Consider the following 12,981-nt stretch of genomic DNA (forward strand, 5'->3'; position numbering starts at 1 on the left):
CGCCTCCTTCGCTGCTTGCGGCCAGCGTCCCACGGGGGGCCGCCGCCCGTCGTCACCCTTGCGGGTGCACATGGCTGGGGGTGGCACCCTTGTTCCATGGATTCTGCCGCGCCCACCCCCGCGCCTCGCCGTGCCCGTGTCCGTGCCCCCGAGCTGATCGGCAAGGGCGGCTGGCTGAACACAGGCGGGAAAGATCTGACCCTCGCCGACCTGCGGGGACGCATTGCGATCTTGGATTTTTGGACCTTTTGCTGCATTAACTGCCTGCATGTCCTCGACGAGTTGCGCGAGCTGGAGGAGAAGCACCGCGACACCGTCGTGATCATCGGTGTGCACTCGCCGAAGTTCGTGCACGAGGCCGAGCACGCGGCCGTCGTCGACGCCGTCGAGCGCTACGAGGTGCACCACCCGGTGCTGGACGATCCCGAGCTGGCGACCTGGAAGCAGTACGCCGTCCGGGCCTGGCCCACGCTGGTCGTGATCGACCCCGAGGGCTACATCGTGGCGCAGCACGCCGGTGAGGGGCATGCGCACGCCATCGCGCGGCTGGTGGAGGAGCTGGAGGCCGAGCACGAGGCGAAGGGGACGCTGCGGCGCGGGGACGGGCCGTACGTGGCGCCGGAGCCGGTGGCGAGCGACCTGCGGTTCCCCGGGAAGGCGCTCGTGCTGCCGTCCGGGAACTTCCTGGTGTCCGACTCGACGCGGCACCAGCTGGTGGAGCTGGCCGCCGACGGGGAGAGCGTCGTACGCCGGATCGGCAGCGGGGAGCGCGGCTTCGGGCCGGACGCCTTCAGCGAGCCGCAGGGGCTGGCGCTGCTGCCCGACGGGTCGGTCATCGTGGCCGACACCGTGAATCACGCCCTCCGGAAGTTCGACCCCGTCACCGGCGCGGTGGAGACCGTCGCCGGGACCGGGCGGCAGTGGTGGCAGGGCTCGCCGACCGCCGGGCCGGCCCTGGAGGTGGACCTGTCCTCGCCGTGGGACGTGGCCTGGTGGCAGGGCAGGGTGTGGATCGCCATGGCCGGTGTGCACCAGCTGTGGGCCTGGGACCCGGAGACGGGGACGGTCGAGGTCGCGGCCGGGACCACCAACGAGGGGCTCGTCGACGGGCCCGCCGGCGAGGCCTGGTTCGCCCAGCCGTCGGGGCTCGCGGCCGCCGGGGACCGGCTGTGGGTCGCGGACTCGGAGACCAGCGCGCTGCGGTACGTCGAGCGGGAGGGCGAGGGGTACGCGGTCACCTCCGCCGTCGGCACCGGGCTGTTCGACTTCGGGCACCGGGACGGGGACGCGGGCCAGGCCCTGCTCCAGCACCCGCTCGGGGTGACCGCCCTGCCCGACGGCTCGGTCGCGGTGTGCGACACGTACAACCACGCCCTGCGCCGCTTCGACCCGGCGACGGGCCAGGTCACCACGCTGGCCACCGATCTGCGGGAGCCCAGCGACGCCGTGCTCGCCGGCGCGGACATCGTGGTCGTGGAGTCCGCCCGGCACCGGCTGACCCGGCTGCGGCTGCCGGAGGAGGCGGTCCGGGTCGATGCCGTCGCGCACCGCACCCAGCGCGCCGCCACCGAGGTCGCCCCGGGCACGCTCCGGCTCGACGTGGTCTTCCAGGCGCCGAGCGGGCAGAAGCTGGACATCCGCTACGGGCCGTCGACGCGCCTGCTGGTCTCCTCGACCCCGCCCGAGCTACTGGCGGAAGGGGAGGGGGCCGGGACCGACCTGTTCCGGGACCTCGCCCTGAACCCGGACGTCACCGAGGGCGTCCTGCACGTCTCCGCGATGGCGGCGTCCTGCGACGACGACCCGGCGAACGAGTACCCGGCCTGCCACGTCCACCAGCAGGACTGGGGTGTCCCGGTGACCGTCACACCCGACGGCGCCGCCCGCCTGCCGCTGGTCCTCGCCGGGATGGACGGCTAGAGCCCAGAGCCCAGAGCCCAGTACGTACAACCCCGCCCCGGACTCGGTCCGGGGCGGGGTTCTTTGCGTGGCGGCCAGGCGTGGCGGCCGGGGGCGGCGGCCAGGCGGTCAGCCAGGGGCGTCAGCCCTCCAGGAACGCCACCAGCGCGTTCGCCAGCAGGAACGGGTCGTCCGCGCCGCACAGTTCGCGGGCGCTGTGCATCGAGAGGATCGCGACGCCGATGTCCACCGTCTGAATGCCGTGCCGGGCGGCCGTGATCGGGCCGATCGTCGTACCGCACGGCATGGAGTTGTTGGAGACGAAGGTCTGCCACGGCACGCCGGCCCGCTCGCACGCGGCCGCGAACACGGCGCGCCCGCTGCCGTCCGTCGCGTACCGCTGGTTGACGTTGACCTTCAGGATCGGGCCGCCGTTGGCGCGCGGGTGGTGCGAGGGATCGTGCCGCTCCGCGTAGTTGGGGTGGATGGCGTGGCCGGTGTCCGAGGACAGGCAGATGGTGCCCGCGAAGGCGCGGGCGCGGTCCTCGTAGGTACCGCCGCGCGAGAAGACCGAACGTTCCAGCACGTTGCCCAGCAGTGGCCCGTCCGCGCCGGTGTCCGACTGCGAGCCGTTCTCCTCGTGGTCGAAGGCCGCCAGCACCGGGATGTGGTCCAGCTGCTCGGAGCCGGAGACGGCCGCCAGCGCGGCGACCCCCGCGTGCACCGACATCAGGTTGTCCATCCGCGGGCCGGCCAGCAGCTCGCGGTCGCGGCCCAGGTACGACGGCGGCTCGATGGAGTGCACCATCAGGTCCCATCCGGCCACCGAGCCCTGCGCCAGGCCCTCTTCCTCCTCCAGGAACGCGATCAGGTCGCCCTCCTGCACCTCGCCCAGGCCCCAGATCGGCTGCATGTGCCGCTGCTTGTCCAGCTTCAGGCCGTCGGAGTTCACCGACCGGTCCAGGTGGACGGCGAGTTGGGGGACGCGCAGCAGCGCGCGGTCCACGTTCACCAGGCGCTCGCTGCCGTCGCGCAGGGTCAGCCGGCCGGCCAGGCCCAGGTCACGGTCCAGCCAGGTGTTGAGCAGGGTCCCGCCGTAAATCTCGACGGCGATCTGCCGCCAGCCCTGCGAGCCCGTGTCGGGAACCGGCTTGACCCGCAGGTTGGGGGAGTCGGTGTGCGCTCCCACGATGCGGAACGGGGTGTGCGCCGCGGCGCCCTCCGGCACGTACCAGGCGATGAGTGCGCCGCCGCGGAGCACGAACTTGCCCCCGGTGCCCGAGTCCCAGGCGTCCGTTTCCGACAACTGCCTGAAGCCTGCCTTTTCCAGCCGCTCGGCCGCATTGGCCACGGCGTGGTACGGCGACGGACTGGCCGTCAAAAAGGTCATCAGATCGTCGGTGTGGCCGCGGTCGAAGCGGGCGGGAGAGCTCATGTGGTTCACCTTAACGACGGTCGTGTTCGCCATGGCCGGACTGCGGCGGGGATAGCCGAAGGGCCGGGGTGCACAGGCGTGTGGCCCCGCGCCCCCCTCGTCCTCAGCCCGGCGGACGCTCGAATCTGCGCTGCAGTTGTCTGCGCTCGCCCCGGCGGATGCGCGGGAGCATCTCGGGGGTCTGCGCCGAGCGCTGCGCGCGCCTTTTGCGTCCGGCGCAGAAGATACAGGCCTCACCTGGGGGAGCGTCCGGATCGATGGGCGCACCGGGGTGCTCGGAGCAGCCGGAGGCGTTGCGCGGCCGGGACAGCTCACGGGCCACGATGAAGGCGCGGTGGAGATCGTCCGCGATGCGTACGAAGTCCTCCGCGGGGGAGGAGAGGCCCAGGTGGAAGCGCTGGTCCTCGACTGTGCGCAGGCGCGCGCGCAGCGCCTCGTGGGTGTACGGGGGCGCGGGCACGGGATAGCCCAGCCGGCGCTGCTCCGCGGCGGCCGGGGCCGCGGCGGCCGCCCGGGAGCCCTGGGAGCGCAGACCGAGCCGGCGCCGGTCGTTGCAGATGAGGCAGCGGCCCCAGCCGTCGGGCGCCTCGGGGTCGAGCGCGCCGTTGGGGTGCTCGGGGCAGCCGGTGTAGCTCTTGGCGGGAGCGAGCCCGGCGGCGGTCTGGAAGGCGGTGTAGAGGGCGTCGGCGATGCCCTCGTACTCGGCGGGGCGCGAGCCGTCGTACAGCTCCCGCAGGTGGTCCCCGAGGCTGCCCAGGCTCGCTTGCAGCTCCTTGAGGGCGTACGGCCGCCCGGTGGGGACGGAGTACCCCCTGCTGCTGCTGCTGTGCTGATCCTGTCGACTCATACCTATGAGCGTCCCATGAACGGCTGACAAGGCGGGAATGCCGGGGCGCCGGCCGCGCGGGTTCGGGGACGCGGTTGCCACCCGGGCGGCGGGGGTTCGGAGCGCGCGGGCGCCCCCGAACCCCTCGGCGCGGGCGTACGCCCCCGTACTCCCGCGGCGCGTGCGGGGGCTTAGGCAGGCGGCGCGGGTGCCGGGGGCGCAGCCCCCGGCACGCCAGCGGCCGGACCCCCCGTACGGAGGGTCCGGCCGCTGGTGTGCACCGCGTACGCCCGGCCAGGGCTAGAAGGCGGCCTCGTCGAGCTCCATGAGGGAGTTGTCGACGGACTCGGCCAGCGCGCGCTGGACCGAGACGCCCGGCAGGATCTGGGCGGCGAAGAACTTCGCGGCGGCGATCTTGCCGGTGTAGAAGGGGACGTCCTTCGTGGAGGCCGTCGCCAGCTTCTCGGCGGCCACGGCCGCGCCCTTGAGCAGCAGGTATCCGACGACCACGTCACCGGACGCCATCAGCAGGCGGGTGGTGTTCTGGCCGACCTTGTAGATGTTCTTGACGTCCTCGCCGGTGGCGGTGAGGTCGACGATCATCTGGCCGACGATGGCCTCCAGGTCGACCGCTGCCTTGGCGAGCGCGTCGCGGGCACCGGCCAGCTCCTCGCCGCCGACGGCCTCGGCCAGGAACTTCTTGATCGTCTCGGAGAGGACGTTCAGCGAGGCGCCCTGGTCGCGGACGATCTTCCGGAAGAAGAAGTCCTGGCCCTGGATCGCCGTGGTGCCCTCGTAGAGGGTGTCGATCTTGGCGTCCCGGATGTACTGCTCGATCGGGTATTCCTGGAGGTAACCGGAACCGCCGAAGGTCTGCAGGGACTGCGCGAGCTGCTCGTACGACTTCTCCGAGCCGTAGCCCTTCACGATCGGCAGGAGCAGGTCGTTCAGGCCGATGAGGGAGGAGGCGTCCTCGCCCGCGGCCTGCTTGACCTGGATCTCGTCCTGGACGGAGGCGGTGTACAGCACCAGGGCGCGCATGCCCTCGGCGTACGCCTTCTGCGTCATGAGCGAGCGGCGCACGTCGGGGTGGTGCGTGATGGTGACCTTGGGCGCGGTCTTGTCCATGAAGTTGGCCAGGTCCGGGCCCTGCACGCGCTCCTTGGCGTACTCCAGCGCGTTCAGGTAGCCGGTGGAGAGGGTGGCGATGGCCTTCGTGCCGACCATCATCCGGGCGAACTCGATGATCATGAACATCTGGCGGATGCCGTCGTGCTTGTCACCGATCAGCCAGCCCTTGGCGGGGTGCTGGTCGCCGAAGGTCATCTCGCACGTGTTGGAGGCCTTGAGGCCCATCTTGTGCTCGACGTTCGTCGCGTAGACGCCGTTGCGCTCGCCCAGCTCGCCGGTCTCCCAGTCGAAGTGGAACTTCGGGACGAGGAAGAGGGACAGGCCCTTGGTGCCCGGGCCGTGGCCCTCGGGGCGGGCGAGGACGTAGTGGAGGATGTTCTCCTCCATGTCGTGCTCACCGGACGTGATGAAGCGCTTGACGCCCTCGATGTGCCAGGAGCCGTCGGCCTGCTGGATCGCCTTGGTGCGGCCGGCGCCCACGTCCGAACCGGCGTCCGGCTCGGTGAGGACCATGGTGGAGCCCCAGCGCTTCTCGACCGCGATCTGGGCGACCTTCTTCTGCGCCTCGTTGCCCTCCTCGTGGAGGACGCCGGCGAACGCCGGGCCGGAGGAGTACATCCAGACGGCCGGGTTCGAGCCGAGCAGCAGCTCCGCGTAGGCCCAGATGAGGGAGCGGGGCGAGGTGGTGCCGCCGATCTCCTCGGGCAGGCCGAGGCGCCAGTACTCCGAGTCCATGAAGGCTTCGTAGCTCTTCTTGAAGGAGGCGGGCACGGGGGCCGTGTTGGTGGCCGGGTCGAAGACCGGCGGGTTGCGGTCGGCGTCCGCGAAGGACTCGGCCAGCTCGTTCTCGGCGAGGCGCGCGATCTCGGACAGCACGTCCTTGGCGGTCTCGGCGTCCATCTCACCGAACGGGCCGGTGCCGTACAGCTTGTCGCGACCGAGCACCTCGAAGAGGTTGAACTCGATGTCTCGGAGATTCGACTTGTAGTGCCCCATGGCGACGGCTCCGTTTAAGGCTCGGGGAGACAGGTTCCTCGTACATACCAATCGGTAATGTCATGATGCTACCCGCCGGTAATAAGACGCAACCCCTGGCGCGCGACTGTGACGGGTGTCAAGTCCGTCCCGGGGCCCCCTACGGGTGCGGCAGCTCGGCCCAGACGGTCTTGCCGGCGTGCGGCCCGGGGTGCACGCCCCAGCGGGCGGCGACGGCGTCGAGCAGGGCCAGACCCCGGCCGGACTCGTCCTCGTCCGCCGCCTGGCGCGGCACGGGCCATACGCGGGGGTCGGGGTCGGTCAGCTCGACCCGGGTGCGGCCGTCGCCGGTGCCGGTGATGTGGAGCGTGACGGGTGTGCCCTCGCCGAGGTGGGTGATCACGTTGGTCAGCAGCTCGCTGACGCAGAGCTCGGCGTCGGCGCTCCCCTTGGCGCCGAGGTGCTCGCGCACGGCGTGCCGGAGGGCGGGGACCGCCTTGGGGACGGCGAGCAGCCGGATGGTGAACGGGTTCACCGCTTGCGGAGGGCGTCTGCGAGGCGGTCGGCGGTGGCGGTGTTGCAGTTGCCGAGGGTGATCAAGGGTGGGGTGGTGTAGTTCCCCGCGTAGGACAGCAGGTGCAGTTCGAGGGAGGGGAGCGTGATCCCGTGCTCCGCCAGGGCCGCGCGGAGCTGCTCCAGGCACTCGATTGCCTCGCGGTCGTAGGCGTGGTCGCTCATGTGGGGGCCTTCCGTTCCTGTGCGGACTGTGACGAACCGCTCACAGGCTGGCGTGGGTCGGCGTAGCGTGGGAAGGGTTTCCGGTTGCGCTGGGTAAGTGGCAAATGGCGGTGGTGGGTTGTGCCTGCTCGTAAGGACCCGGACGCGTCGGCGAATGTCCCCTCCTTCTACGGGGCTGAGCTGCGCTACAAGCGGGAGGCGGCCGGGCTCACGCTGGAACAGTTGGCCGAGGGCAGCTTCCGGGGCGTCCCGTTCCTGAGCCAGATCGAGCGCGGCGAGCGCCGGATGCCACTGGATCTGGCCCGGCACGTGGACGGGATGCTGGCGACGGACGGCTTTTTCGAGCGTCGCTGTGAAGATGCGCGCAAGGCGAAGCAGTCGGGGCACGCGGAGTACTTCGCGGACGTCGCGGAGATGGAGCCGTTCGCCGAGACCATCGAGGAATGGGCTCCGATGCTCGTCCCGGGGTTGCTGCAGACCCCGGCTTACGCGTTGAAGATCATCCGGACCGGGAGTCCGTGGCTGAGGCCGGCGACGGTGGAGAAGCAGGTCGGCTTGCGGATCGAGCGCGCTGCGCTTTGGGAGGGCGATCAGCCTCCGGCGTACTGGGCGATCCTGCACGAATCCCTTATCCGCAGGCCGCTGCTACCGCCGGAGCTGATGGCAGACCAGCTGGAACACATTGCCGCGGTGGTCACTTCCGTCCAGGGCGTTCTGCAGATCCTCCCGGAAACAGCCACGGCCCACCCGCTCATGATGGGCATGGTCAAGCTGATGACTTTTCCGGACGCGCCTCCGCTGGCGTACACCGAGGGCATCCACAGCGGCCAACTCATCGACTATCCGGGCCTCGTGAAGGACTACCGGAGGTCGTACGATCTGCTCAGGGCTGCCGCGCTGTCACCTGAGGCGTCCCTGGCGAGGATCGAAGCAGCTGCAGAGGACTTCCGAAATGGCAAGCACCGACATTGACCTGACCTCCGCCTGCTGGCGCAAGAGCAGCTACAGCAATTCGAGTGCTGGCGACTGCGTCGAGGTGGCCGACGGCCTGACCGGGGTCGTCCCGGTCCGGGACTCCAAGAGGCCGGACGGGCCCGTCCTCGTGATGACGGCCGCCGCCTGGGCCCCCTTCGTCGCGGAGCTCAAGGCAGGCTGACTCCCCCCAGCGGCAGCGCCCAAGGCCGGCTGACCGGAACTCGGCGTCCCGGGCCCCCCGGGCCTCGGTAGGCTGTCGGCCATGTACGGCTACGACCAGAACCCCGGCGCGCAGCAGCAGTACGCCGCGCAGCCGCCGCCGCAGCAGATGGCCGGTGGCTACGCGGAGCAGCCGCTGTACCCGGAGCCGTCCCCGCCCTCCCTCGCGGACGCGGTACGGGCCTTCACGACCGGGTCCCTGTCCGCCGAGGACTTCCAGCAGATCTTCGCCAGCTCGAAGGTCTACTGCCCGCGCGGCGACACCCCGGGATTCCTCGCGCTGCACAACACGCAGCAGCCGGTCATCCCCATGTTCACCACGCTCAAGGAGCTCCGCCGGTACGCCGGCAAGGAGTCCAAGTACTTCGTGATCACCGGCGCCGAGGTGATCGACCTGCTGCCCACCGGCTACGGCTTCGTCCTCGACATGGAGGGCGACCACCGGATGGTCTTCGACGCGAAGGCGGTCGAGCAGATGGTCGACTACGCGATGCGCCGCATGTACGGCTGAGCCGTCTTTACGGCGCGGCCGAGGCGGCGCTGCTGGTCGTGCTGACCCGCGGGGCGGTCCCGGCGCAGTGCTCCGCCGCCGCCTCTCCGCTGCTAGCGGTCCGTGGCGCGGGGGTGAGCGGTTCCCGCGTAGGTGATCCAGCAGGTACTCCGTGAGGTGTCCACGAGGTACCAGACACGACCGCCCCCGGTGACTTCGATCTGCCACTGCTCGCAGGTCTGCCCGCGGTATGTGCCGTGCGCCAGGCTTCCCTTCAACCGGTGGTGCCGAGGGGTCTCGGTGCGGGGGGAGGGGTCGGTGCGGAGCGCGACCCAGGCGCGGTATGTGTTCTCCCTGGCTTGCTGGCAGAGGCTTTCCCAGCCCTTCGCCGAGGCGGCGTCGGCGAAGCGAACCTCCCACTGACCTTCTGTCGCGGGCGGTGCAGCTCGGTCGCCGCGTCCCACGGTCACCGGGTGAGGCCAGGACTCGGCACGGCACCGTAGTCCGCGTCGTGGTCCGCGGTCAGCGCACTCAGCAGCTCCGGGTCGGAGTGAACCTCGGCGGTGTGCTGCCATGCGACGAGCAGCTGGGCGACGGACGACAAATTCGCCAGGGAGTCGGCGGCGCGCATCGTCTCGACCAGCTCGACCGCGAATGCGTGCACGTCCGCCTCCGGCAGGAAGCACACCCAGGGAAACGCCTCGGGGAGCAGGTCCAGCAGCAGCTCCATGCGGCCGGGATCGCGTCTGACGATGGCGGCGAGCATACGAGTGGCGGCCGACACGACGGCCTGGTCCTGTTCTGCCCTCGCCGCGGTCGTCAGCATGAGGTCCTCGCCGTCTCTGCGCAGCAGCAGGAGGCGGCGTGACAGCCTCAGACGGGCCAATGTCTGCCGGTTCTTATTGACCAGCTCCGAGAAGTTCACGGCGGATGTGTCGGTCATGATTTTGAAGATACTTCGAAAGTCCAGTCATGGCCATCACCCGTACGAGGGTGCGGGGCGGGCGGGAATGGACGGCGCGGGGTCGCTGTTCTGTGCGGGTGTGGCAGAAAGTTCGAGTTTCAACTAAACTCGACGCAGAAGGAGGTTCCGACCATGCCTGCAGTGACTGTGGAGAACCCGTTGACGCTCCCCCGCGTCGCGGAACCGGCCCCGGAGACCGCCACCCGCAAGGTGCTGGCCGTCACGACCGCCCCGGGTGGTTTCGAGGGTGAGGGATTCCCGGTGCGCCGTGCGTTCGCCGGGATCAACTACCAGTACCTCGACCCGTTCATCATGATGGACCAGATGGGCGAGGTGGACTACGGAGCCGGGGAGCCGAAGGGGACCCCGTGGCACCCGCACCGCGGCTTCGAGACCGTCACGTACATCATCGACGGCACCTTCATCCACCGTGACTCGCACGGCGGCGGTGGCGTCATCACCAACGGCGACACCCAGTGGATGACGGCGGGCTCCGGCCTCCTGCACATCGAGACCCCGCCGGAGGAGCTGGTCATGTCCGGTGGCCTTTTCCACGGGCTCCAGCTGTGGGTGAACCTGCCCGCCCAGGACAAGATGATCGCGCCGAAGTACCAGGACATCCGTGGTGGCACGGTGAAGCTGCTCGCCTCGCAGGACGGCGGCGCCCTGATCCGCCTGATCGCGGGCGACGTCGCGGGCCACGACGGCCCCGGCGCCACACACACCCCGATCACGATGATCCACGCGACGGTGAACCCGGGCGCCGAGGTCACCCTGCCCTGGCGTCCCGACTTCAACGCCCTTGCCTACGGCCTCGCGGGCAGCGGCACGGCCGGTGCAGAGCGCCGCCCGTTCAAGATGGGCCAGTCGGTCGTCTTCGGCGACGGCGACACGCTGACGATCCGCGCGGACGCCTCGCAGGACTCGCGCAGCGAGAACTTCGAGGTGGTCCTCCTCGGCGGTCTGCCGATCCGCGAGCCGATGGCGCACTACGGCCCGTTCGTGATGAACAGTCAGCATGAACTCCAGCAGGCGTTCGATGATTTCCAGGCAGGTCGCCTGGGAACGATCCCGGCCGCCGCGCACACTGGCCTCGGCCACCGGGGCGCTGGGTCGGCGTAATGAGGTTGCGCAGGTCAGAGGGCCTGGGAGCAGCGCATTAGAGGGGTCAACCCTCGCCCGCGAGCAGTAGGCCATGTCGGACTCCAACCGACAGCCAACGGATTAAAAGTCCCGGCAAGATCCTGCCGGGCAGTCCCGCCCCGTCCGGCAGAGTCCGGACGTGCCTGGTCAGACGGATACGGCGTGCTGCTGGATCCGCTCCAGACCCGGTCTTCCCGTCACGTCCGCTCACGCATTTGGCGCCAATGACCTGGGCGCTTGCCTCCCGCAGGGGCAGGTCAGGTCCCGAGGCGGCGGAGGAATTCGTCCTCGTCCACGACCTCGATGGCCTGGCCGGCGTCGAGGAGAGCCTGCGCGTCCTTCAACTTGCCGCTCAGCGTGTCGCCGGGCTTGAGCTGGGTCTGCGTGGCGGAGACCAGGATGTCGGTCTTCTTGGTCACGTTCTTCGTGGGCTGCGCGCCGACCGCGGCGAGGCGGGCGAACGCCTCGGGCCGCTCCATCGCCGTGAGCTTGCCGGTGAGGCAGACGATCAGTCCGTACAGGGCCCCGTCGGGATCGGCGTCGGGGTTGGCCCCGGGAACGGGCATGCGGTCGCGGCGCCCCGAGCCCTGGTACTGGCTGCCGCGCCACTGACCGCCGGGGGTCATGGAGCCCCACCGGATCTGGTGCTTGTCGAGCAGCTCGTCGAGCGAGGCCGTGCCGGCTTCGCGCATCGCCGCGAGCATGATCTCGGCAGAAGCCCGGGAGTCGGCTTCGGCCTGGTGGTGGTCGGTGAAGGCGTGGCCGGCGGCGTCCATGCAATGGGGCAGCCCATAGGACAGCAGCTGCCAGGTGCGGCGTGCGACGACCTGAGAGCAGGTGTACCGGAGCTCGGGCCAGGCGATGCCTTCGGCGTCACAGGCGGCCCGGATGGCGCTGAAGTCGAACCCGGCGTTGTGGGCGACCAGGGGCCGCCCATCGGCGAACGCGACGATCTCGGCGAGCGCAGCCTTCCAGCCGGGTGCGGTGGCTACATCGCCTGCCGTGATGCCGTGAACCCGGACGTTGTACGGGTTGAAGTGGTCGAACCCGGCCGGCGGCTGTATCAGGCTGCTCCAGGTGTCCACAACACTCTGACCATCAACTGCTGCCATACCAACGGAGCACGGACTGCCACGGTGCTCGTTCGCCGTCTCGAAATCGATCGCTACCCAGGAGGACATGACTGAAGTGTCATGAGTTGGCCGACGCGTCACCAGGGACAAAAGTCGCCAGTCGGTTTCGGCCACCAACCCGCCTCACAGATGTTCGTATGCCTGTCCGGCGCGGACCGTAAGCGTCCTGACCTGCGGCGGAGAGGTTGATCTGCTGACTGGCGGACGGCCCGGACGCGGGCGAATACAACCAGGACTACGACCAGCTCTGATGCTGTGTGGGCCTGGGGCGTAGGGGGTGGCGCCTACTCACGGTGGGCGGGGTGCCCGTCGGCGAGGAGACTGCCGTACGCCAGGCACAGCACTGGGAAGCCCAGCGTATCCAGGGCCACGCGCGCCGTCTCCACGTTGGACGGCCGGTGCCCGGTCGCCGCGTCGAGTCGACGACGTAGTGCAGGCCGCCGCCGACGAGGGCGAACCACGCCTGGTTCTTGCTGAACGTCTCGCTGTGCGCGGGAATCAGGCGGGCCGCGGCCAGCTGGATCTGCTCGCGGGCGACTTCGCGCCGTGTGCCCTCGGACAGGAAGGTGGTGGCCAAGAGTGTGTCCTCGCTGGTCGGGGTCGCGCCGGAGCGAAAAGCGGGAAGCCGAGTACGCGGTGCCCTCGGCCTCCACTTGACATTCCAGCGGCGCGGATCATCGTCGAGCCGGTCTTCAACGGCGAATGTGGCTTCGAAGCGCCCTGCCGGGTATCTGTTTTGGGTCATCCTTGCTTTCTGGTGGCACGCTGGCTGTTCGGAGTTCTCCCCAGGTGGGCTTGCTTCCATCCGTTCCGCTCTCAGGTCACATGCGTTCGCGTCGATGACCAGTGGCCCGTGGCCTGGCCTCCACTTTCTGTGCTTCGGCGAAGAGGCGTGTCGCATTCTGCCGTTTTGCCCTCGGTGGCTTGCATCAGATATATGCACCCGGCGCACGTCCGCACGTACGTACGATCACGGCGTTTTGCATCTACTGGACTGTGCTGACGGGCTCCCGGCATGCCTGGGGACCGTCGCTAGTGCTGCTCCGCGTTAGT

General features: G+C 69.8%; 13 protein-coding genes. 5 read left to right on the top strand and 8 right to left on the bottom strand.

Annotated features, from left to right (window positions below):
• Nucleotides 1–96 precede the first annotated feature (96 nt).
• Entirely contained in the window at nt 97–1,920 is a 1,824-nt protein-coding gene (locus J7I97_RS06330) for an NHL domain-containing thioredoxin family protein (RefSeq protein ID WP_214931450.1), read from the top strand.
• Between the two features lie 121 nt (nt 1,921–2,041).
• Here J7I97_RS06330 and J7I97_RS06335 read toward each other — a convergent pair whose 3' ends face one another.
• From J7I97_RS06335 to J7I97_RS06355, 5 genes are all read right to left on the bottom strand, one after another.
• Nucleotides 2,042–3,334, bottom strand: coding sequence for a M18 family aminopeptidase (locus tag J7I97_RS06335; RefSeq protein ID WP_214931452.1), 1,293 nt, complete (start codon nt 3,332–3,334; stop codon nt 2,042–2,044).
• Nucleotides 3,335–3,437: 103 nt separating this feature from the next.
• Nucleotides 3,438–4,181 carry a hypothetical protein gene (locus J7I97_RS06340; protein WP_214931454.1) on the bottom strand — a complete coding sequence of 248 codons (744 nt, stop codon included), beginning with the start codon at nt 4,179–4,181 and terminating at the stop codon, nt 3,438–3,440.
• A 279-nt stretch (nt 4,182–4,460) separates the two neighbouring features.
• Nucleotides 4,461–6,287 carry an acyl-CoA dehydrogenase gene (locus tag J7I97_RS06345; RefSeq protein WP_214931456.1) on the bottom strand — a complete coding sequence of 609 codons (1,827 nt, stop codon included), beginning with the start codon at nt 6,285–6,287 and terminating at the stop codon, nt 4,461–4,463.
• Nucleotides 6,288–6,426: 139 nt separating this feature from the next.
• Complete coding sequence (locus J7I97_RS06350) at nt 6,427–6,801, bottom strand: ATP-binding protein (RefSeq protein WP_214931458.1); 375 nt, start codon at nt 6,799–6,801, stop codon at nt 6,427–6,429.
• Entirely contained in the window at nt 6,798–7,004 is a 207-nt protein-coding gene (locus J7I97_RS06355) for a hypothetical protein (RefSeq protein ID WP_214931460.1), read from the bottom strand. Before J7I97_RS06355 ends, J7I97_RS06350 begins: the two co-directional genes overlap by 4 nt.
• A gap of 120 nt (nt 7,005–7,124) precedes the next feature.
• Between J7I97_RS06355 and J7I97_RS06360 the strand changes: the two genes are divergently transcribed.
• From J7I97_RS06360 to J7I97_RS06370, 3 genes are all read left to right on the top strand, one after another.
• Nucleotides 7,125–7,976 carry a helix-turn-helix transcriptional regulator gene (locus tag J7I97_RS06360; protein ID WP_214931523.1) on the top strand — a complete coding sequence of 284 codons (852 nt, stop codon included), beginning with the start codon at nt 7,125–7,127 and terminating at the stop codon, nt 7,974–7,976.
• Nucleotides 7,957–8,160: a DUF397 domain-containing protein gene (locus J7I97_RS06365; RefSeq protein WP_214931462.1), complete on the top strand. Its 204-nt coding sequence runs from the start codon at nt 7,957–7,959 to the stop codon at nt 8,158–8,160. Before J7I97_RS06360 ends, J7I97_RS06365 begins: the two co-directional genes overlap by 20 nt.
• Nucleotides 8,161–8,241: 81 nt before the next feature.
• The gene (locus J7I97_RS06370) at nt 8,242–8,709 is read left to right on the top strand and encodes an SseB family protein (RefSeq protein WP_214931464.1); all 468 of its coding nucleotides are present in this window, start codon (nt 8,242–8,244) and stop codon (nt 8,707–8,709) included.
• Nucleotides 8,710–9,154: 445 nt separating this feature from the next.
• Here the strand turns inward: J7I97_RS06370 and J7I97_RS06375 are convergent, their stop codons facing one another.
• Nucleotides 9,155–9,631 carry a hypothetical protein gene (locus tag J7I97_RS06375; RefSeq protein ID WP_251058517.1) on the bottom strand — a complete coding sequence of 159 codons (477 nt, stop codon included), beginning with the start codon at nt 9,629–9,631 and terminating at the stop codon, nt 9,155–9,157.
• A gap of 153 nt (nt 9,632–9,784) precedes the next feature.
• Between J7I97_RS06375 and J7I97_RS06380 the strand changes: the two genes are divergently transcribed.
• Nucleotides 9,785–10,774, top strand: a complete 990-nt coding sequence (locus J7I97_RS06380; protein WP_214931466.1) for a pirin family protein — start codon at nt 9,785–9,787, stop codon at nt 10,772–10,774.
• Nucleotides 10,775–11,052: 278 nt separating this feature from the next.
• Here the strand turns inward: J7I97_RS06380 and J7I97_RS06385 are convergent, their stop codons facing one another.
• Nucleotides 11,053–11,976, bottom strand: a complete 924-nt coding sequence (locus tag J7I97_RS06385) for an exonuclease domain-containing protein (RefSeq protein WP_214931468.1) — start codon at nt 11,974–11,976, stop codon at nt 11,053–11,055.
• A 187-nt stretch (nt 11,977–12,163) separates the two neighbouring features.
• Nucleotides 12,164–12,505: a hypothetical protein gene (locus J7I97_RS06390; protein WP_214931470.1), complete on the bottom strand. Its 342-nt coding sequence runs from the start codon at nt 12,503–12,505 to the stop codon at nt 12,164–12,166.
• Nucleotides 12,506–12,981: the final 476 nt, after the last annotated feature.

Source organism: Streptomyces sp. ISL-87, from assembly GCF_018614095.1.
In the GTDB taxonomy this organism is placed as follows: domain Bacteria; phylum Actinomycetota; class Actinomycetes; order Streptomycetales; family Streptomycetaceae; genus Streptomyces.